This is a genomic window from Streptomyces sulphureus DSM 40104 (assembly GCF_000381025.1).
GTDB classification, from domain to species: domain Bacteria; phylum Actinomycetota; class Actinomycetes; order Streptomycetales; family Streptomycetaceae; genus Streptomyces; species Streptomyces sulphureus.
The window spans coordinates 861,869-881,837 of sequence record NZ_KB905814.1 but is presented as its reverse complement, the minus strand read 5'-3'; the positions used below and the strand labels follow the sequence as shown (position 1 = coordinate 881,837).

General features: G+C 70.2%; 12 protein-coding genes. 11 read left to right on the top strand and 1 reads right to left on the bottom strand.

Features of this window, described 5'->3' with window-relative positions:
- Positions 1-506: 506 nt before the first annotated feature.
- From F603_RS0107975 to F603_RS0107965, 3 genes are all read left to right on the top strand, one after another.
- Positions 507-1,661: a ricin-type beta-trefoil lectin domain protein gene (locus tag F603_RS0107975; protein ID WP_019545484.1), complete on the top strand. Its 1,155-nt coding sequence runs from the start codon at positions 507-509 to the stop codon at positions 1,659-1,661.
- 140 nt (positions 1,662-1,801) lie between these two features.
- The gene (locus F603_RS0107970) at positions 1,802-5,110 is read left to right on the top strand and encodes a right-handed parallel beta-helix repeat-containing protein (protein ID WP_019545483.1); all 3,309 of its coding nucleotides are present in this window, start codon (positions 1,802-1,804) and stop codon (positions 5,108-5,110) included.
- Positions 5,107-6,306, top strand: coding sequence for a S8 family serine peptidase (locus F603_RS0107965; RefSeq protein ID WP_245600712.1), 1,200 nt, complete (start codon positions 5,107-5,109; stop codon positions 6,304-6,306). The genes F603_RS0107970 and F603_RS0107965 overlap by 4 nt, the downstream gene beginning before the upstream one ends.
- Before the next feature lie 78 nt (positions 6,307-6,384).
- On the opposite strand, the gene F603_RS0107960 is transcribed toward F603_RS0107965, so the two are convergent.
- Positions 6,385-10,326, bottom strand: coding sequence for a type VII secretion protein EccC (locus tag F603_RS0107960; protein WP_019545481.1), 3,942 nt, complete (start codon positions 10,324-10,326; stop codon positions 6,385-6,387).
- A gap of 592 nt (positions 10,327-10,918) precedes the next feature.
- On the opposite strand from F603_RS0107960, the gene eccD reads away from it, so the two are divergent.
- The 8 genes from eccD (at position 10,919) to F603_RS0107920 (ending at position 19,944) form a co-directional block, all read left to right on the top strand.
- A complete protein-coding gene (gene eccD / locus F603_RS0107955; protein ID WP_019545480.1) occupies positions 10,919-12,310 on the top strand; it encodes a type VII secretion integral membrane protein EccD in 1,392 nt (463 codons plus the stop codon).
- Between the two features lie 52 nt (positions 12,311-12,362).
- Positions 12,363-13,916 carry a type VII secretion protein EccB gene (eccB, locus tag F603_RS0107950; protein ID WP_019545479.1) on the top strand — a complete coding sequence of 518 codons (1,554 nt, stop codon included), beginning with the start codon at positions 12,363-12,365 and terminating at the stop codon, positions 13,914-13,916.
- 254 nt (positions 13,917-14,170) lie between these two features.
- Positions 14,171-14,494, top strand: coding sequence for a hypothetical protein (locus tag F603_RS0107945; protein WP_245600711.1), 324 nt, complete (start codon positions 14,171-14,173; stop codon positions 14,492-14,494).
- Between the two features lie 96 nt (positions 14,495-14,590).
- On the top strand, positions 14,591-14,938 hold the full coding sequence (locus F603_RS0107940) for a WXG100 family type VII secretion target (RefSeq protein ID WP_019545477.1): 348 nt from the start codon (positions 14,591-14,593) through the stop codon (positions 14,936-14,938).
- 163 nt (positions 14,939-15,101) lie between these two features.
- On the top strand, positions 15,102-15,554 hold the full coding sequence (locus tag F603_RS0107935; protein ID WP_019545476.1) for a type VII secretion system-associated protein: 453 nt from the start codon (positions 15,102-15,104) through the stop codon (positions 15,552-15,554).
- A gap of 61 nt (positions 15,555-15,615) precedes the next feature.
- On the top strand, positions 15,616-19,035 hold the full coding sequence (locus F603_RS0107930; RefSeq protein ID WP_020700611.1) for an AAWKG family protein: 3,420 nt from the start codon (positions 15,616-15,618) through the stop codon (positions 19,033-19,035).
- 106 nt (positions 19,036-19,141) lie between these two features.
- The gene (locus F603_RS0107925) at positions 19,142-19,588 is read left to right on the top strand and encodes a YbaB/EbfC family nucleoid-associated protein (RefSeq protein ID WP_019545475.1); all 447 of its coding nucleotides are present in this window, start codon (positions 19,142-19,144) and stop codon (positions 19,586-19,588) included.
- A 2-nt stretch (positions 19,589-19,590) separates the two neighbouring features.
- The gene (locus F603_RS0107920; RefSeq protein WP_019545474.1) at positions 19,591-19,944 is read left to right on the top strand and encodes a hypothetical protein; all 354 of its coding nucleotides are present in this window, start codon (positions 19,591-19,593) and stop codon (positions 19,942-19,944) included.
- The last annotated feature ends 25 nt before the right edge of the window (positions 19,945-19,969 follow it).

The following is a 19,969-nucleotide window of genomic DNA, read 5'->3' as shown; positions in this document are numbered from 1 at the left end:
GCGGCACGCCCAGGGCGAGCAACCGGGCGACGACGCCGTTCCCGAACTCGGCCCGTCCCACTGCTGAAAGCGGCCCGTCCGGTGCGGCGGTGTCCGCGAGCAGGAGTGACGAAAGGGATGCGCCTTGTGTCGGGGAGCGTGGACGATCGATAACCGACCGGGAGCGGTGGGCGAGTGTTACAGATCAATACGCAATGCACCGTCAACTCGGTGCGCATGGCATTGTGTTGGGACGTAGATTCCTTGGCCCTGTGACCGATCCCGTATCCGAGGCAGGTGGAGATGGCGTCCGGCGAAATAGTCGCGGACAAGGGCGCCGAAACCGCGGCGACTCTGCGTGTTCGTCAGCCGTCGGGCGACGCAGTGCTTCCCGCAGCACATTTCGTGGAGATTCCGGAGGCGCTCCGTAGGGCCGCAGCCGACGGGCCGTCCGTCGACTCTCCCGCCGGCGTGCCTGCCGACCGATCCGAACGGGGCCCTTGGCCGCACGCACACCGGAGGACACCGTGACACCCTCGTCCCCAAAGTCCACTGCTTCCTCGGCAGGAGCGCAGGGCGGAGCCGACGGTTCGCCCGAGGCCGTCCAGCCCGAGGCCGAGCCCGGCGTTGAGCCCGGCGTCGTGCAGGGCGACGCCTCCGCGGCGTCGAAGGAGGAGGGCAGCGCCCTCGCGCGGGCCGTCAGAGCGGTGGAGAACGAGAAGGCCAAGGAGGCCAAGGAGCCCCAAAAGGGCACACAGTCCGCGAGTCGAGACGAGTCGGACGCGGATGGTGCCGCCGCCCCCGACGCCACCGAGAAGGCGGACGAGGAGCTCGACTCGGACGCGGCGGCCGCAAAGCAGAGCCGGCTGCCTCGCCTCGTCCGGAGCATGGGCACGACGGCCATCGGCAAGACCCCGCGCAGCACCCCGGTCGGCAGGCCGAACCGGGCTGCGCTCGCCGGCGCCGCGGTGGCGGGGGTTCTGCTGCTGTCGGTGCCGTTGGCGGTGCTCGGCTGGAACTCGGACAAGTCCTCGTCCAAGACGGAACCCACCGCCGGCACGGTCCTCAACGACGACGAAGCGGACCGCGCAGGCCGGTACGAGGCCGACACCGAGGCGGAGCCGAAGCAGGAGAAGCCGAAGCAGGAGAAGTCGGAGGCCGGCGGCGAGGAGCAGCCGGCGGCTGAGGCGAAGACCGAGCCGAAGGAGGAGAAGGAGGAGAAGCCGAAGGCGGAGAAGAAGGACGAGGGCGAGAAGGAGAAGAAGCCCGCGAAGTCCAAGGCGAAGTCCGGTGTGGCGATGGGGGCGCCGATGGCGCTGCGCGGACACAAGTCCGGCCTCTGCATCGACGTCCCGAACAGCGGGTTCAACGACGGTGCGGAACTTCAGTTGTGGAACTGCAACGGGGGGAACGCGCAGCAGTGGCGGGCCGCCGAGGACGGGACACTGCGCATCGGCGGCAAGTGCATGGACGTGCGGGGCAGCAACTTCAGCAATGACACCCAGATCCAGCTCTGGAACTGCAACGGTTCCAACGCCCAGAAGTTCGTCGTGAACGAGGCGCGTGACCTGGTCAACACCTCCGTGGGGATGTGCGCAGGAGCCAAGGACGCCAACACCGGGTCGGGCACGAAGATCATCCTGTTCAAGTGCACCGGCACGGACAACCAGAAGTGGAACTGAGGATGCGAGGACGCCCCGCCCTCCGGCAACGCATGGCCGCGCGTCGCCGGTCGGAGTCCTCCTGACATGATCGGACCGTGGAGACTCCCCGCCGTGGGGCTCCGTCGGGCAACGCGCCGCTCAGGCAAGGAGGTTCGTGCGTGTCGCGTCAGGTACTGACGGTCGGTTCCCGGGACACCGACCGCTACCCCACCATCTCAGCGGCGCTGGCCGCGGCTCGCGTCGGGGCGGTGATCAGCGTCACGCCGGGGACCTACGTCGAGAACCTGATGATCCACACCCGGGTCACCATCACCGCGGCGGAGGGCCGCGGTTCGGTCGAGATATGCCCGGACTCGGGAAGCGCGCTGTCGCTGCGCACCGACGCGGTGATGCTCACCGAGCTGACGCTGCACGGGAAGGACGCCGAGCAGCCCACGGTCGACGTGCGGCGCGGGCAGGCGGCGTTGGACGGCTGCGAGATCACAGGCGCCGCGTGGACGGCGCTGCTGGCCGCGGGCTCGGGGGCGTTGGCGCTGCGCGACTGCCGGGTGAGCAACCCGCGCGGCGGCGCCGGGGTCGTCGTGATGTCGGCCTCGGAGAGCTCCGTCGAGTCCTGCACCGTCCAACACGTGGCGACGAGCGGCGTGGTGCTCGCGGAGCAGGGCGACGCCCGCATCAGGGACTGCACGATCAGGGACGCACGGGGCAACGGGCTGCTCGCCAACGGGCAGGCGCGGGGCACGGTGGAGGACTGCGACATCTCCTCGACCGACAAGCCGTCGGTGGCGTTGGAGGACCGCTGCACCACCAAGGTCGTGCGCTCGGTAGTCCACGACACCAGCACCGGTGTCCACATCACCAGCGGTGCCCGCACCACGCTGGAGGACGTCCGGGTCACCGGTGCGTCCGCGCTCGGCCTCGTCCTCGCCGAGGGCACCGACCCGATGCTGCGCCGGTGCCGCACCTCCAGGACCCGCGGCGGCGGCGTGCTCGTCACCGCCAACGCGCGCGGCACGCTGGAGGACTGCTGGGTGGACTCCGCGCAGGGCGCGGGGGTGCGCGTCGCGGGTGCGGCCTCACCGGCGCTCGTCGGACTCACCGTGCGGGACTGCGAGGGACCCGCGGTGCTCCTGGAGGAGGACTCGGCGGCCGAGTTGGACCGGCTGGAGGTGATCGGCGGCGCTCCCGCCGTCGCGGTGCGCGGCGGTGCCAACCCGATGCTGCGCCGTACGCGGTTGGTCGAGGCGTCCGGCGACGGGATCAGCGCGCTGGAGAACGCTCGGGGCCGGGCGGAGGAGTGCGAGATCGTCCGTCCGACGGAAGCGGGGATACGCGTCGGCTCCGGCGCGACGTTCTACTTCGCGGACAGCGGCGTCTCGGAGAGCGGTGCGGCCGGTGTGCTCGTCGAGGAGGGCGGCAATCTCACCGCGCGTGACGTGCGGGTGAAGGCGGCGGCGACGGACGGGTTCGTGGTGGCGCAGGGCGGCGAGTGCATCGCCAGCCGCAGTACGGCGCACGCCTGCACCGGGCACGGTTTCCTGCTGCGGGAGGGCAGCCTGGGCTCGTTGAACACCTGCGAGGCGAGCAGCGGTCAGAAGGACGGCTTCCGGGTGGAGTCGACGCAGCCGGTCTCGCTGCTGAACTGCACGGCGCGGGAGAACACGGGTGCCGGCCTGGTGCAGACGGCCGTCGGCGAACGCCTCGCGGTGGAGGGGCTGTCGAGCATCGACAACGGCAAGCGCGACGCCTGGGGCACGGGCGACGCCGAGAACACGGACCCCGCCGGCACAGGCGCCGCCGAGGAGGGCCAGCCCACCAGGGACGCCGGTCCGCTCGCCGAGCTCAACGACCTGATCGGGCTGGAGAACGTCAAGCAACAGGTGCGCACCCTGGTGAACCTGACGCAACTCGCGCAGCGCCGGGAGCAGTTGGGCATGTCCGCGCCGCCGATGAGCCGTCACCTGGTCTTCGCGGGCCCGCCCGGCACCGGCAAGACGACCGTGGCGCGGCTCTACGGCGCGATTCTCGCGGAGTTGGGGTCGCTGCGCAGCGGCCACCTCGTCGAGGTCTCGCGCGCGGACCTGGTCGCGCAGGTGGTCGGCGGCACAGCGATCAAGGCGACGGAGACCTTCAACCGGGCGCTCGGCGGCGTCCTGTTCATCGACGAGGCGTACGCGCTCACCTCGGACGGCGGCCACGGCGGCGCGGACTTCGGCAGAGAGGCCGTGGACACGCTGCTGAAGCTGATGGAGGACCACAGGGACGACGTCGTCGTGATCGTCGCCGGCTACTCCGAGGAGATGACGGACTTCCTCGGTTCCAACCCGGGCCTCGCCTCCCGGTTCTCGCGCACGGTGGAGTTCGAGAACTACACCGTCGAGGAGCTCATCCAGATCATGGAGAGCATGTGCGCCGCGCACCAGTACGAGCTCGGCGAGGGCACCAGCGAGGCGTTGGCGACGCACTTCACGCGGATGCCGCGGGACGCCGGATTCGGCAACGGCCGTGCCGCGCGCGGGGTGTTCGAGGAGATGGTGGACCGGCAGGCGATGCGACTCGCCTCCCAGGCCAAGGTCGACGAGCACGAACTGCGGCTGCTGCTGCCGGAGGACGTCTCCGCCTCGGCGGCCGTCGAAACGGAGGCGTCCGACCGCCCGGACCCGCTCGCCAGCCTCGGCGACATGGTGGGTCTCGCGGAGGTCAAGCAGGACGTCACCAACCTGGTGAACCTGCTCACCACCTCCCGGCAGCGGGCGAAGGCCGGCCTGCCGGTGCCGTCGATCAGCCACCACCTGGTCTTCACCGGGCCGCCCGGCACCGGCAAGACCACCGTGGCCCGGCTCTACGGGGAGATCCTGGTGCAGTTGGGGGTCCTCAGCAGCGGGCAGTTGGTGGAGGTCTCCCGCGCCGACCTCGTCGGGCGGTACGTCGGGCACACCGCGCAGCTCACGACGGAGGTCTTCGACCGGGCGAAGGGCGGGGTGCTCTTCGTCGACGAGGCGTACACGCTCACGCCGTCCGGCGGCGGGAACGACTTCGGCCAGGAGGCCGTCGACACGCTGTTGAAGCTGATGGAGGACCACCGCGACGAGATCGCCGTGATCGTCGCCGGCTACACCGACGAGATGGAGCACTTCCTCTCCTCCAACCCGGGCCTCTCCTCCCGGTTCACACGCCGGATCGCCTTCCCCGACTACTCCTCCGAGGAGTTGGTCACGATCGTGCGGGCCCAGGCGGAGGCCATGGGGTACGAATGCGCCGCCGGCACCGGTGCGTTGCTCAAGGGCCACTTCGACGCGCTGCCGCGGGACCGCACCTTCGGAAACGCGCGGCTCGCCCGGCAGATCGTCGAGTCGATGGTCACCCGCCAGGCGGGCAGGCTCAGTGCACTCGCCTCGCCCACCCTGGACGATCTGAGACTGCTGCTGCCGGAGGACCTGGAGACGACTCCCAGGGCGTCCGCGTGAGCGCTCGTGGGCGCCGCTCGGCGACGGTGTCCGGACTCGCCGTCGTGGCGCTGCTCCTGGGGTCCTCTCCCGCACCGGGCGAGCAACGTGCGGAGGAGGGGCAGAAGCTCCCCGCGATGCCTTCGCGCATCGATCCCGGGGCGAGCCCCGACTGCACCCCCGCTTCCACGGTGCCGGCGAAGCGGCAGGACTGGGCGCGGCAGCGACTCGACCTGAACAAGCTCAGGTCCCGCGGCGGGGGCGCGGGCACGACCGTCGCCGTCGTCGACACCGGGATCGCCCCGACCGCCGGGCAGTTCGGTGGCCGGGTGGCGTCCGGGAGCGACGCGGGGGACTGCGTCGGCCACGGCACGTTCGTCGCCGGACTGGTGGCGGGCGCCGCCGCAGGCGACGTCGACCTCGGTGGACTCGCCCCCGAGGCACGGGTGTTGGGCTTGCGGGGCACGGACGCACACGGGGAGCCGGACGCCGGCAGGGTCGCCGCCGCGCTCGACGCGGCCGTGGCGGCGCGCGTCGAGGTGGCGGTGGTCTCGGTCGCTTTGGAGCAGCGCAACCAGCGCGTGGCCCAGTCGGTGCGGGAGGCGAGGGCGGCAGGCGTGCTCGTGGTGGCCGCCGCCGCTCCCGATCCGCCGGCGCGCTCGACGGACGAGCCGCCGCCGAGCCGACGGTACTGGCCGGCGGCGGAACCCGGTGTGCTCTCCGTCGTCGAGATGGACTCCGACGGCGGCCGCCCGGAGGACGCGCTGCGAACTCCGGAAGCCGACCTGGCGGCGCCCGGAGTCGACGTCGTCGCCAACGGGGCCAAGGGGAAGGGGAGTTACCTCGGCGAGGGGGCCTCGCTCGCGGCCGGCTTCGTCGGCGGTGCGGCGGCACTGGTACGCGCCGAGCACCCGAAGGAGTCCCCGGACGCCGTCGCCCGTCGGCTCCTGACGACCGCCTACCCCGGCAGCGTTCCCCAGCTCGACCCGTACGCCGCCGTCACCGGCGTGGCGGACGACGGGGCGCGCGCGGCGGGCGGGGGCGCGCCGGACCCGGTGACCCTGCGGGACACCTCGGACGCCGACGGCGCCGCGCACCGGGCCCTGGTGCTCGGCCTGGGCGGTGGCGCGGCGCTGCTCGTGGTGGCGTGGGTGGCGTTCGCGGTGTCCCGTGCGCGCGGCGGTGGCCCGCGTCCCGTGCGGCCGCGCCGCCGCTGACCCGGTCGCGGTGGCGCCGGCGGGCCGCCCCGGCGCCGCCGACCGCAGCGAGGCCGCAGGCGGCGGGCCGCGGGCGCCTCAGCTCTCCTCCGCCTCCTCCTCGGCGGCCATCCCGAGCTGCATCAGGTTCGCCCGGCGGCGGGCGATGTGCAGCGCGCGGCCCGGCGGCAGGTTGCGGGGCTTGATGTTCCCGAACATGTAGCCCTCCGAGGGCGGACAGGACATCAGCAGCGCCGGGTTGTTGTTCTCGTCCAGCCGTCGCAGCAGCGCCTCGTTGAGGCCGCGTCCGGCGCCCATCGCGCTGCGTGCGACGACGAGGTGGAGGCCGACCTCGAAGCCGAGCGGCAGGTCGTCGAAGACCTCCTCGAAGGGGCTCTGGAAGGAGTTGCCGGCCACCAGGTCGTAGTCGTCGACGAGGATGAACAGCCGGGGTCCCGTCCACCAGTCGCACTGCCGCATCCGGGCCGGTGCGATCTCGGGGCCCGGACGGCGGGTCTGCATCGCCCGGGCGACGCCGTTCACCGTGTCCTTGAGGTTGTCCAGCGAGACGACGTGCGCGAGGCGGTGCTCCTCGGGTACGGCCTCCACGAGCTCCCTGCGGTAGTCGACGACGATCAACTTCGCCTCGTCGGGCGTGTACTGCGCGGCGATCGCCTCGGCCATCCGCCGCAGCACGTTGGTCTTCCCGCTCTCCGTGTCGCCGACGACCACCAGGTGGGGCGTGCGGCTGAAGTCGTGCCACACGGGGTTCAGCCCCTCCTGGTCCAGGCCGAGGGCGAGCTTCATCCCGCCGCCCTCGGTGGCCACCGGCTCCGGCAGCTCGGCGGCCGGCAGCCGTTGGGGCAGCATGCGGACCTTCGGCGCCGCCTCTCCCTGCCAGGCGGCGGCGGCCTTGGCGACGAACTCCCCGACGCCCACGGCGAGGTCGTCCACGCTCCCCTGCCCGTCGACGCGGGGAAGCGCCGCGAGGAAGTGGAGCTTGCTGTCGGCGGTCAGTCCGCGACCGCCGGCGTGCGGCACGTCCCGGGCCTTGCGGGTGTTGATCTCCGAGTCGAGCGGGTCGCCCATGCGCAACTCCAGCCGCGTCGCTGCCTGGTCGCGGATCGCGGCCGAGAGCTCCACCCAGCGGGTGGTGGCGATCACCAGGTGGATGCCGTAGTTGAGGCCGCGCGCCGCGAGCTCGTTGAACTTCGGCAGCAGCCCGTCGTAGTCCTGCCGCACCGTGGCCCAGCCGTCCACGACGAGGAACACGTCGCCGTGCTTGTCCTCGGGAAACTCCCCGGCGGCGCGGCGACGACGGTAGGAGGACATGGATTCGACGGTGTGGTCCACGAAGAACTGCTCCCGCCAGGCGAGCAGCCCCATCACCTCGGAGACGGTCCGGTTGACGCGCTCGGGGTCGAGCCGGGCCGCGACGCCGCTGACGTGCGGCAGCCCGTTGAACTGGGAGAGCCCGCCGCCGCCGAAGTCCAGGCAGTAGAACTGCACTTCGCGCGCGGTGTGGGTGAGCGCGAGCGAGGAGATCAGCGTACGGGTCAGGGTGGACTTCCCGCTCTGGGAGCCGCCCGCGATCGCCACGTGGCCGCCGCTCCCGGACAGGTCCACGACGAGCGGATCGCGCCGCTGCTCGAACGGCTTATCCACGATGCCCACCGGCACGCGCAGGTTGCCGGTGGGCCAGTCGGCGCCGGTCAGTCCGCGTTCGGCGTCGGTGCGCACCCCGCCCAGCAGCTCGTCCAGCGCCGACGGCGCGTCCAGCGGCGGCAGCCACACCTGGTGCGCGGGCGGCCCCGCGTCGTGCAGACGGTCGACCGCCACGTCGAGCAGCGTCTGTTCGGTGCCCTCCGCCTCCTCCTCGGGCTGCGGCTCCGGCACGGTCTGCGGGAGGCTGCGGGGCACCACCCAGTTGCTGGTCCAGGGCACCACCTGGCTGGCGACCCGGGCACGAACGGCGTTGCTGGCGCGCTGCTTGTAGGTGCCGGAGGAGTAGGCGGCGCGGAACCGCAGCAGCGACTCCACACCGGACTTGAGGAACCCGCTGCCCGGTTGGGCAGGCAACTGGTAGGCGTCCGGGACCCCGAGGACCCCGCGCGACTCCATGGCGGAGAAGGTGCGCAGCCCGACCCGGTAGGAGAGGTGGCTCTCCAACTGGTGCATACGGCCCTCGTCGAGGCGCTGGGAGGCGAGCAGCAGATGTACCCCGAGGGAGCGGCCGAGCCGTCCGATCATCACGAAGAGGTCCATGAACTCCCGGTGCGCGGCGAGGAGTTCGCTGAACTCGTCCACCACGACGAAGAGGCTGGGCAGCGGGTCCAGGTCGGCTCCCTGCGCGCGTGCCCGCTCGTACTCCAGCGCCGAGGTGTAGTTGCCGGCGGCGCGCAGCAGTTCCTGGCGCCGCAGCAGTTCACCGTGGATGGCGTCCTGCATCCGCTCCACCAGGGCGACTTCGTCCGCGAGGTTGGTGATGACGGCGGAGGTGTGCGGCAGGGAGTCCAGCCCGAGGAAGGTGGCGCCGCCCTTGAAGTCGACGAGGACGAAGTTGAGCGCCTCCGAGGAGTTGGTGAGGGCGAGCCCGAGCACCAGGGTGCGCAGCAGCTCGCTCTTGCCTGACCCGGTCGCGCCGATCAGCATCCCGTGCGGGCCCATGCCGCCCTGAGCGGACTCCTTGATGTCCAGTTCGACGGGGCGGCCGTCGGCGCCGACCGCGATCGGCACCCGTAGCCGCGCGGCGCCCGTGTGCTTGTCCCACAGCGTCTGCGGCACGTGGCGGCGCAGGTCGGGTATGCCGAGCAGGGTCGTCAACTCGGTCTCGCTGTCGAGCGGTTGGGCGATGTCGGCGCCGACGTTGATCCGCGAGGCAGAGATCAGCCTGGCGAGCGATTCGGCCGCGACGGCGCCCACCCGGTCCGGCGCGCCCAGCGCGGTGGTGCGCTCCTTGCGGCTGCGGTCGGTGCGTACGAGGCCGACCTCCTCGGCGTCGACCGCGAGGCGCAGCGTATTGCGTCCCGGACGCCATTCCAGGCTCTCCGCCAGGTCGACGAGGACGGCGTTCCGGAAGCCCGGGCCACCCCAGCGGTGGTCCGGCGGCATCGTCACGCCGTCCAGGATCACCACGACGTACGGCTCCTCCCTGCCGGGCACCGCGTCCTGCTCGAACGACGGGCGTTCGGCGAACTCGGGGCCGAGCAGGTCGTCCAACTCCGCCACGTCGGAGGTGATGCGACGCACGGGGCCCGCGCCGTCCTCCTCGTGCGGGTGCAGCGCGTGGGGGAGCCACTTGACCCATTCCCACGCACCGCGCCGCTCGTCCGCCGCGCAGACCGCGATCCACAGGTCCTCCGGGGCGTGGAAGACGGCGAGTTGGCAGAGCATCGCCCGCACCAGGTCCCGCAGGCTCTCGTCCTCGCCGCGCAGCATCACCCGTGCCGAGGACCGCAGGTAGAGGCCGATGGGTTGGTCGGGAACGGTGGAGTACGCACGGATGAACCGTCGCAACGCGTGGGCGCACAGCGGCTCCAGGTCCTCCACGGGACGGGTGGAGACGGGCGTGAGCGTGACGGCGAGCTGCTGTTCGCCGATCGCGAGCCGCACCTCGCCGAAGTCCTCGTGGTCCGGGCGGCGTTCCCACAGCCGGGTGGTGCCGACCAGGGAGCGCAGCGAGGCGGGCTCCGGGTGCCGCCAGGCGAGCGCGCGCTGCTGTTCGGCGATGGTCTGCTTGACCTGCTTGCGCATCTGCGTGAGGTAGCGCAGGTAGTCCCTGCGCTCACCCTTGAGGCGTTGTTTGCGTTCGCTGGACTTCCGCATGAACTGGCCGACGAGCATGGCGGATGCGGCGAGCATCATCATCCCCATGGCCAGGTACATGAAGGTGCCGCCGCTGCCGCCGCCCATGCGGAGCATCATCATCATCATCGACAGCGACATCAGCGCCATCGGCAGGTAGGTCCAGAACGACGACGTGTCGGGGACGCTCTCGGCGAGGGCCGGTGGCTCCTGGAGGCTCAACTGCCCCTCGGGCATTTCCGGCCCGCGGCGACGGGCGGGCCGGCGAAAAAGAACCACGCTCAAGGGAAGGTCCTCCTGCTGTGTGCGTAATTTTTCAGCGTCGTCCGATTCGCCGGTATCGGCGGTACGGCCAATGATGGGCAGAGTTTCAGGTCTGCGGCCGGCCTGTGAAATTCCCGTGAAAAATCCGGGGCATCCACGAGGGGAACGGGCAGTGCCATACGCCCATCTTGAGGCCCCGCGACGACCACGCGACGGCGGGGGGTACTCTGCAATAGGACGGTTCGAACAGAGTGCCCGGGATTCAGGGGGAACCCGTCACGATACTCGTCGTCCTCCCACGGCGCGTGTCCGTGGGAACACTGACCACAAAGCCTCTGACCACAATACAAATTGTTGGACAGCGAATCCCCATGCCCCGTCCGTCCGTTCCGCCACACCCCGCCCGGTGCCGAAAGGGCCGGAGGCGTCGTGAGCCGACAGAGCCGGCGCCCGCGCGTGCCGATCAACTCCGCGCCCGAGGGCGTCGACCACCTCGGCACCAGGAGCAACGGGCGGCTGCGCCCTCGCCTTTGCACCCCACCACCGGGAGACGAGAGTTCAGAACATGACCGACAGCGTCGCGGCCGACCTGTGCCGCCTCACCGTCCGTGCGCCGACCGTGTCGATCGACCTGGCCGTCCCCTCCGACGTCCCGGTGGCGGATCTCCTCCCGACACTGCTGCGCTTCGTCGGCGAGGAAGCCGCCGAAGCCGGACTCGACCACGCGGGCTGGACCCTCCAACGCCTCGGTGAGGCACCGCTGGACGAGGAGACGACGCTGGCGCAGGCCGGACTCGTCGACGGCTCGGTGCTCTATCTGCGGCCGCACACCGAGGCGTTGCCGGAGCCGCGCCTGGACGACCTGGTGGACGGCATCGCCGACACCGCAGGCAAGCGCCTGCACGACTGGAGCCCGACGGCCGCCCGCGCGTTCCTCGTCGGCATGGTGGTGCTCGCCGTCCTCGGCGCCCTGGTGCTCATATCCCTCCCGGGGACGCCGAACCGGACCCGGGTGCTCTGCGCCGGTGTCGCAGGGGTGCTGCTCCTCGCCGGCGCGGGCACGGCGAGCCGCGCCGTCGGCGACCGACTGACCGCCGAGACCCTGGGGTTCATGGTGGCCCCGTGCTTCGCGTTCGCCGGCTGGATGCTGCCCGGCGGCGAGCTCTCCGGGCCCGACGCCACGAAGGTGCTGGGCGCGCGGTTGCTCGCCGCGGGCGCGGCCGCCGCAGGGGGCGCCGTCTTCGCCTTGGCCGCGACGGCAGTTGGCGCTCCGGCGCTGCTGGCCACCGCCGTCGTCTCGGTGGTGAGCGCCGTCGCCGGGGTCCTGATGGCGTACGCCGGGTTCGCTGCGCAAGCGGCTTCGGCGCTCGTCGTCTCGGTGGTCGCGCTGAGCGCCGGCTTCGTGCCGGCGATGGCGTTCAAGCTCGCCGGGATGCGGATGCCGCCGCTCCCCGCCAACGCGCAGCAGCTACAGGAGGGGATCGAACCCTTCAACGGCGACGAGGTGGCCGCACGCACGGAGTTGGCGGGGCAGTGGGTCACCGCCCTCTTCGCGGCGACAGGGGTCGTCGCCATGGCGGCGCTGGTGCCGCTCACCCGGCACCCCGGAGTGGCCGAGACCCTCTTCGCCACCGTGCTCTCGCTCCTGATGCTGCTGCACGCCAACGGTCTGGGACATGTGGGCCAGCGGCTCACGCTGGTGCTGCCGGGGGCGGCCGGGCTGTTGCTGCTCGCGGTGGCTTGGGCCGAGGGGGGTCCGGTGCCGATCGTCTTCGGTGTACTCCTCGCTGTCGGCGCGGTGTTGGCGCTTGCGGCCTGGACGATCCCGGGCCGCCGGGTACTGCCGTACTGGGGGCGTGCGGCGGAGCTCGCGCACACCCTGACCGCCGTGGCGCTGTTGCCGCTGGGGCTGTGGGTCGTGGGTCTGTTCGGCTGGCTGCGGGGGTTGTTCGGCTGAGCCGTGCCGTCGGATCAGGTGACGAGTAGCGACGAGAAGAACAGGACAGGCAGTGCAGTCGAAACGGGACCAGGTCCAGGCCCACAGCTTCGTCATGGGCCGCCTCAGCACGGGGCTGTTGCTCGCTTCCCCCGACGCCCCCGAGAGTCCGCACGGACGGACCACGCGGGGGGTGTTGTTCGGTCTGCTGGCGACGTTGCTGGTCGCCGCCGGCGCGACGGTCTTCGGCCTGCTCCGCCCCGGCGGCAACGACTCCTGGCGCTCCGGTGAGAACCTCGTCGTCAACCACGACACCGGCGCCCGCTACCTCTACACGGAGGGCGCCCTGCACCCCGTACGCAACTACGCCTCCGCCCGGCTGATCGGCGGCCCCGACCTGGACACCACGGACGTCGGCACCAACTCACTGCGCGGCACCCCGGTCGGCTCGCCGGTCGGCATCCCCGGCGCTCCCGACAGCGTGCCCGGAAGCGACGAACTCGACGACGATCCCTGGCACCTCTGCGTCACCGGCCCGAGCGGAGCGCTTCCGCGTACGTCGTCCGGTGGGGAGAGCGTCGTCGACAAGCCGGGTGCCACCACCGTGGTCGCCGGGGCGCCCGTCGCGACGGAGGCGGTCGAGGAGAACGGCGCCGTCCTCGTGCGCGGCCCGGACAAGCAGGAGTACCTGGTGTGGCGGGGCAGCAGGCTGCCGCTCGATCAAGACGCGCAGGCGCGGAACGCCCTGGGCTACGGCTCGCACACACCCGTGCCCGTCTCCGCGGCCTTCCTCAACGCGCTGGCTCCGGGGCCCGAGTTGGCGCCGCCCGACGTGCCCGGCCGCGGCGCGAGCGGGCCGGAGCTGGGCGGCGCCGCCACCCGGATCGGCCAGGTGTTCAAGGTGGCCGTCCCCGGCAGCAGCACCAGCGGCTACTACTTGCTCCGCGACGACGGCCTCGCCGAACTCACCCGTACCGGGGCGGCGTTGGTGCTGGGCGATCCGGCCACCCAGCAGCGTGCCTATGCCGGCGAGTCCCCCAAGGCGCGCACCGTCGGAGCGGACGCTCTGCGCCAGCACCGTGCGAAGGGCTCCGCCGCCACGGCCGGTTCGGACGAGCTGCCCACTGCGCCCCCCAAGCTGCGCACGGTCCCGCGGGGGAGCGCGGTGTGCGCCGAAGTGGAGGGTGGTACCAAGGGAGTGCGGATCAGCAGTGCAATCGTGCGCCTCACCGAGCTGCACCCGGTGGCCGTCCCCCGGCTCCCGGCCGGCACGTTGGCCACGCCGTGCGTGCGCGCGGAGGCGAGTGTGCTGCGGCCCGGACACGGGGCGCTCGTACGGGCGTTGAACGCGAGCGGCGGTGCGCACGGCGGTGCCGTGTACCTGGTGACCGAGAACGGGGTGAAGTACCAGGTCCGATCGGCGGCGGAGTTGGAGGCGTTGGGCTATCAGCCCAAGGACGTCGGCTCCGTCCCGGCGCCCCTGCTCGCCACCCTGCCGACCGGCTCCGATCTGGACGAGCAGGCGGCGAAGGGGGCTGCCGAACCGCGGGTCAGTACACCCTCGTGCGAAGCGCAGAAAAAGGACATCGAGCAAGCTGTCGGGCTGAATTCACATAGTTCCCTTTAGTAGACGGGAGGGTGTTGGTGATGTCGGACGCAGGTGCGGCAAAGGGTGCCGGAATCCGTGGCGGCCGGCCTGGCGGCACCGTCTTGGGCGGCGCCGGCGAGGTAATGCAACTTGTACGTAACGGTGTTGCCGCGAAAATGTAGCCAAGTCGGTGCGAGCCGATCCGACCTGATGCGGCGTTGCACATTGACCCAATGTCTCTCTAGCATCAGTAGTTGTACAGAACCTGGAGTTTGACGAACTGAGGAGGCTCCGTGTCCGGCGGTCGCTTGATGGGAGACCAGGCAGTACGCAGTGGCGCGATGGCGCTGGGTGCTGCCGGTGACGGTGTGCAGAAGATTCGGAACAACGTTCAGTCCGTCGTGCTCGGCGTCAACGGTGACGAGGGCCAGGCTTTTCGGAACCTTTTCAACGCCTGGGACAGGCAGGCGCAGGAGATCATCAAGCAGATCAACACGATGACGCAGGAACTCGAGAAGAACCACGCGGCGGCCAGGAATCTCTCGCAGGATCACCAGGCCCGAATCCAACAGCACACGAACCTGACGGCGGAGAACATTTTCAGCTCCCTCACCTAGTAGCAGCCCCCGCACTGTGTTCCGCGTCACGGGAGGGAGTCGGCCCGCCGCGCACGGCTTTCCCTCCGACGCTCAGGTACGAGAAAGGTGTCCAGCATGCCGCTGACCAACGCTCCGGGTTCCGATGCCGGCAACCTGACCGACGGAATCATCGACGTCCACTACTCCGAGGTGGAGAACGCCGCGATGGACATCGTGGCGCAGACCAAGGCCATCAAGGACACACTGCACTCCCTCGACGAGGAGCTCAAGGCCCTCAGGGAGGGATGGAACGGTGACGACCGGGCGGCGTACGAGCAGGCCCAGGCGAAGTGGAACGGCGCCGTCGACCAGATGCAGATGCTGCTGACGAAGAACCAGGACCTGCTGCAGGAGGTCGCGCAGAACCACCAGCGGGACGAGCGTTCCGGCGCCCAGGGTTGGTCCGAGGTCACCCCGCGCTGAGCCGCTCCGCACAACCGCGTCCGTACGGCGGCCCTTGGCCGGCTCCGCTGCCCTCGGCCCCGTGAGCCCCGTACCGGCGCCGCCCGACTTTTCCGGGCGGCGCCGACTCGGGGCGCTCGGGGCCGTGTTTTTCGTGAAGACCGCTAGCGAGAGAAGGACTCCCGTGGCCGACCTCACCCACATGAATCTCCAGCAGCTACGCAACTTCCGCGACCACGACGTGGAAGACGTGCTGAAGGCCATCCGCAAGTGCCGCGAGGAGGACGACGGCGGTGTGCCGCCGCTGGGCAAGCTTGTGGACGACAAGCACAACACGGGGGACAACCTCGACAAGGAGCACCAGGCGCTCCAACTCGGGCCCATGGTCAAGGAGAGCGATCTGGTCAACGGGCAGACGCTGGAAAAGGCGATGAAGAAGACGGGCGGTGCCATGGCCAAACTCCTCAAGGACCAGGAGGAGTTCTTCGAGGAGCTCAAGGACGGCCTGGACGAGACGATCGAGAAGATGGAGAAGACCAAGCAGGACAACATGGACTCCATCGACGCGCAAACACTCCTGCAGAACTTCTCAGGGCTGGACGGCACCTTCTCCTCGGGAAGCGAAGACGACGACTGAGACCGCGGGCAGGCTCCCACGCCTGTGCTCCGGTTGACGGACCCGACCCGAAAGGCAAGCGGTGGCCGACGGCAAGAACCCTTCCTACTCCGAGGATCTCCACGAGGATGCGAAGGACTACGGCGGGGACTGGAAGAACTTCGCGGCGGACGCCGACGAGGACGACGTCTGGGCGAAGTTCCTGCACCACATCACCGGCTACCCCATGCCCTCGCGGTCCGAGCTGTTCGAGGACCTCACCTCGCCCGAGGGCGGGCCGCTGTTCCGGATGGACTTCCAGGAACACGATGTGAACTCCGTCCTGAAGACCGGCCTCGACACCAACAAGAACCAGGACTACGACATCTGGTTCTTCACCAAGGACGGCAAGAAGCTGAAGCAGGCCCGCATCGTCTTCGAGGGCTCCAGCCAGAGCGATGACGGGACAACCAACTTCACGGACAACTCGGGGGCGGACACGGCCGCGGACGTCGCGGTCGACAAGGGGGCCGAGTTCAGCGACTACAACGACGACAAGTTCAGTCAGAAGAAGCTGCGCGAGTACATGAACGGGCCGCGCGACGCGCTGTTGGCGCTGCAGCGCGGCGACACCTCCGGCGTGGTCTTCAACAGCGCCCGGGTGAAGGACCAGCCGGTCAACCTCGACTCCCTGGACGACACCGCGAACGCCTTCGACCGGGTCTCCCGGTTCTTCGAGAACCACTCGGAGACCATCAAGGGCTGGGAGGACGCGCTCACGAAGGATGAGGCGGTCTGGAAGGGCGAGTCCGCCGACATCTTCGTCAACCTGCTGAAGAAGGCGCGCAAGAACTACGAGGGGTACGTCGACACCTTCACCACATCGGGCACCGGCGAGGGCTCGGGCAACACGGTGTACGCCAAGGCGCTCCAGCAGGCGAAGAAGGACGTCAAGGAGACCGCGGGCGAGCTGATCGGGCACTGGAAGAAGTGGGCTCAGTCCGACTACTACGACCCGCTGCGGGTGCTCGCCAACGTGCTGCACCAGTTGGCCGTGTGGGTGGACGAGAACAACGTCTCGAAGGTGACACTGCACACGACGACGTCCTGGGGCGGGTACGGACCGGCGATCACCACCACGCGCGCGGAGACGGACGGCGGCTTCACCACCACCCACCCCAAGTACGGCGACCTGGAGGACAAGGAGAACTGGAAGAAGGTGGGCGAGGAGGCCGTCCGGATCTGGAACGCGGCGGTCGACGACTACCTCGGGGAGCCCTCCCGGGACCTGCAGTCCAAGCTCAACAACAGCTTCGCCGATCTGAGCGACGACTTCTCCGACAACCAGCCCACGCCGAAGACCACGAGCAGTGCGTCCGAGGACTACAACAACAAGGGCGGCGACTCGGACGACAAGGCACAGGATGAAATCGACAAGATGAAGGAGGACTACGAAAAAGAGATCGACAAGCTGAAGGACGGCTACGAGGAACAGCTCGACAAGCAGGAGGAAGCCTACAAGGAGCAGATCGACGACCTCAAGAACGACATGAAGGACCAACGGGACGAGTTCAAGGATCAGTTGAACGAACAGGAGGAGAATTTCGACAAAGAGCGGGACAAGTACGAGGACCACATGGACAAGATGCAGGAGGAGTTCGACGAGCAGCTCAACGAGGGCCTCGGCAACCTGAACGGCAACAACGCCGGCCCCGGCACGCTCAACTTCGACAACCTGAACGGCGGCAACGACCTCGGCGGCCTGAACGGCGGTAACGCGGGCCCCGGCACGCTCAACTTCGACAACCTGAACGGCGGCAACGACCTCGGCGGCTCGAACGGCGGTAACGCGGGCCCCGGCACGCTCAACTTCGACAACCTGAACGAGGGCCCGCCGACCTCCTCCACCGAATCCGTCCTCGGCGGTCAGGACATCCTCGGCAACGGCGGCGAAAACAACGGCGGCGGGCTGAACCAGGAATCGGGCGCCCACGTCATGGGCGCGCTCAACGGCCCCGGCGGCGCCAACCAGTCCCCCAACCAGAATCAACGCAACAACAACGTCGACGAACAGCTATCGAAGCTCGAAGGGCTGAACGGCGGCGGCCCGGGCGGCGACACCGGCCTGGAGACGCCGACGGGCGGGCAGACCTCGCTGACGGGGGACGGAAACTTCGAGACGTCTTTCCCGGACGGCAGCCAGTCGGTATTCGATCCGGACACGGGCGAGTTGACGTCGTCGGGCCCTGATGGGGAGTCGACGGCGGATCTGAAGCACGGTGCGAGCGTGCTGAACCCGGACGGTTCCACGACGTCCCTCAAGGACGGTCAGTTGACGACGGAGTGGCCCGACGGCACCACGCAGTCCATCGACCCGGACACCGGCGAGGCGACGACGAAGGACCCCGAGGGCAAGACGACGACGGAGAACCTCGGCAGTCTCAACGGCGGGCAGGAGAACGGCGGCCTCGGCGGCCTGGGCGACCTCGGGAACAACCTCGACCAGCCGCTCACCGAGTCGGTGAGCAACCTCGACGGTCTGAACAGCGGCGGCCTCGGCGGCGACGGGCTGGAGACGCCGACGGGCGGCCAGACGTCGCTGACCGAGGGCGGGGACCTCGCGACCACGTTCCCGGACGGCAGCCAGTCGGTATTCGATCCGGATTCGGGCGAGTTGACGTCGTCGGGGCCAGGTGGCGAGTCGACGACGGACCTGAAGCACGGAGCGAACGTGCAGAATCCGGACGGTTCCACGACGTCCCTCAAGGACGGTCAGTTGACGACGGAGTGGCCCGACGGCACCACCCAGCGGATCAACCCGGACACCAACATCGCCACCACCACCGACCCCGAGGGCAACACCACGACGACGGACCTCGCGGGGCTCAACTCCGGCAGCAACGGGGGACTCGACGGTCTCGACGGCCTCGGCAGCAGGAACACCGGGAACCTCGGCGACATCGAAACGCAGGTTCCCGACCTCAACGGTGCCGGTGGCGGCGGAGGAGGCGGCTCGACGTCGTCGCTCGACACCGACCTCCCGGGGAACACCGCGTCGACCAGCGCCGGGAACGGGCTCTTCGACGGCGTCGGCGCGGACGGCGGCGGGGCGGGCTCGGATGCCCCGGGCGGTGGCGGTACGTCCGGCCAGGGCGCCGGGCAACAGCCCGCGGGTGCCGGCGGCGCGCCGATGATGCCGCCCATGGGCGGTATGGGCGGTATGGGCGGCGGCGGTGCGGGCGACAAGGGGAACAGCGAGCGGGTGCGCGCCGTCCTGCACGACGCCGCCGAGGAGAGCAAGCGGCGGCAACGCCGGCGGCGCAGCGGTTGGGGCCGCGGCGAGGACGAGGACACCTTCCTGACGCAGCGTCCGGCGACGACCGGCGGACGCACGGAGAACGAGGGGTCCGAGGGGTCCGCCGAGGCACCGCGCACCTCCACCTCCTCGGGCGACTACCTGGAGGAGGACGAGGACGTCTGGGGTACCGACGACGGCGGCGCGCCCGCGGTCATCGGACGATGACCTGACGCACGCCGTGCGACGGCACGCGGTCCGGACCCCCGGACCGCACAGGGGGGTTGGTGGAAAGGGCCGCGCACGGGGTGCGGCGGTGAGAGAGGAGGGCACCGTGCCGGAGTCGTTGGAGCAGCGGATCGCGCAGGCGCAGGCCGAGCTCAAGGCCACGGAGGAAGCGGTCGCGCGCACCGAACGGGAGCTGCGGGACAGCTCGTTCGACGCCTACTCCTCGGACCGCTCGGTGCGCGCCACCGTCGGTCCGCAGGGCGAGCTGACCGATCTGACGTTCCTCGACGGCAAGTACCGTGGCATGGGGGCACAGGAGTTGGCGGCGAGCGTGTTGGAGGCGGCCCAGGAGGCGCGCACCCGTATGCAACGCCATGTCATGGAGCTCATGGCGCCGCTCACCGAAGCAAGCCAGAACACACCGGAGTTGCCGGGGCTGGACGTGGACTGGGCCAAGCTCTTCGGCCCCGAAGTGCTGGAGCAGCCGGCCGAGAAGGAGCCGACCGAGAAGCGCGCGCCCTGGCAGGACGCGCTCAGGGACGACGAGGAGTAGACGTGTCCGACCGCTACTACGGCGATCCGAACCGGATGCAGAACGGCATCGAGGAGCTGACCGAGATCGCGGAGTTCACCAAGAACATCACGGCCGAGTTCCTCGACCAGATCATCGGGACCTCCTCCTGGCCGGGCCACGACGACGAGTACGCGAAGAAGATGAAGCCGCAGGAGCGCAAGGAACGGGAGAACGCGAAGGCGACCCTCCAGTCCATCCGGGATGCGATCGTCGGCATCACCGACGGAACCCAGCAGAACGTCGACACCATGGAGCGCATCCGGGACGACGCGATGGAGGAGATCAGCCAGGCGGCCAAGACGGTACAAGGGAGAGATGTTCTCCGCACCCCCTGATCCCGCCCGCGCCATGCCCCGCCGC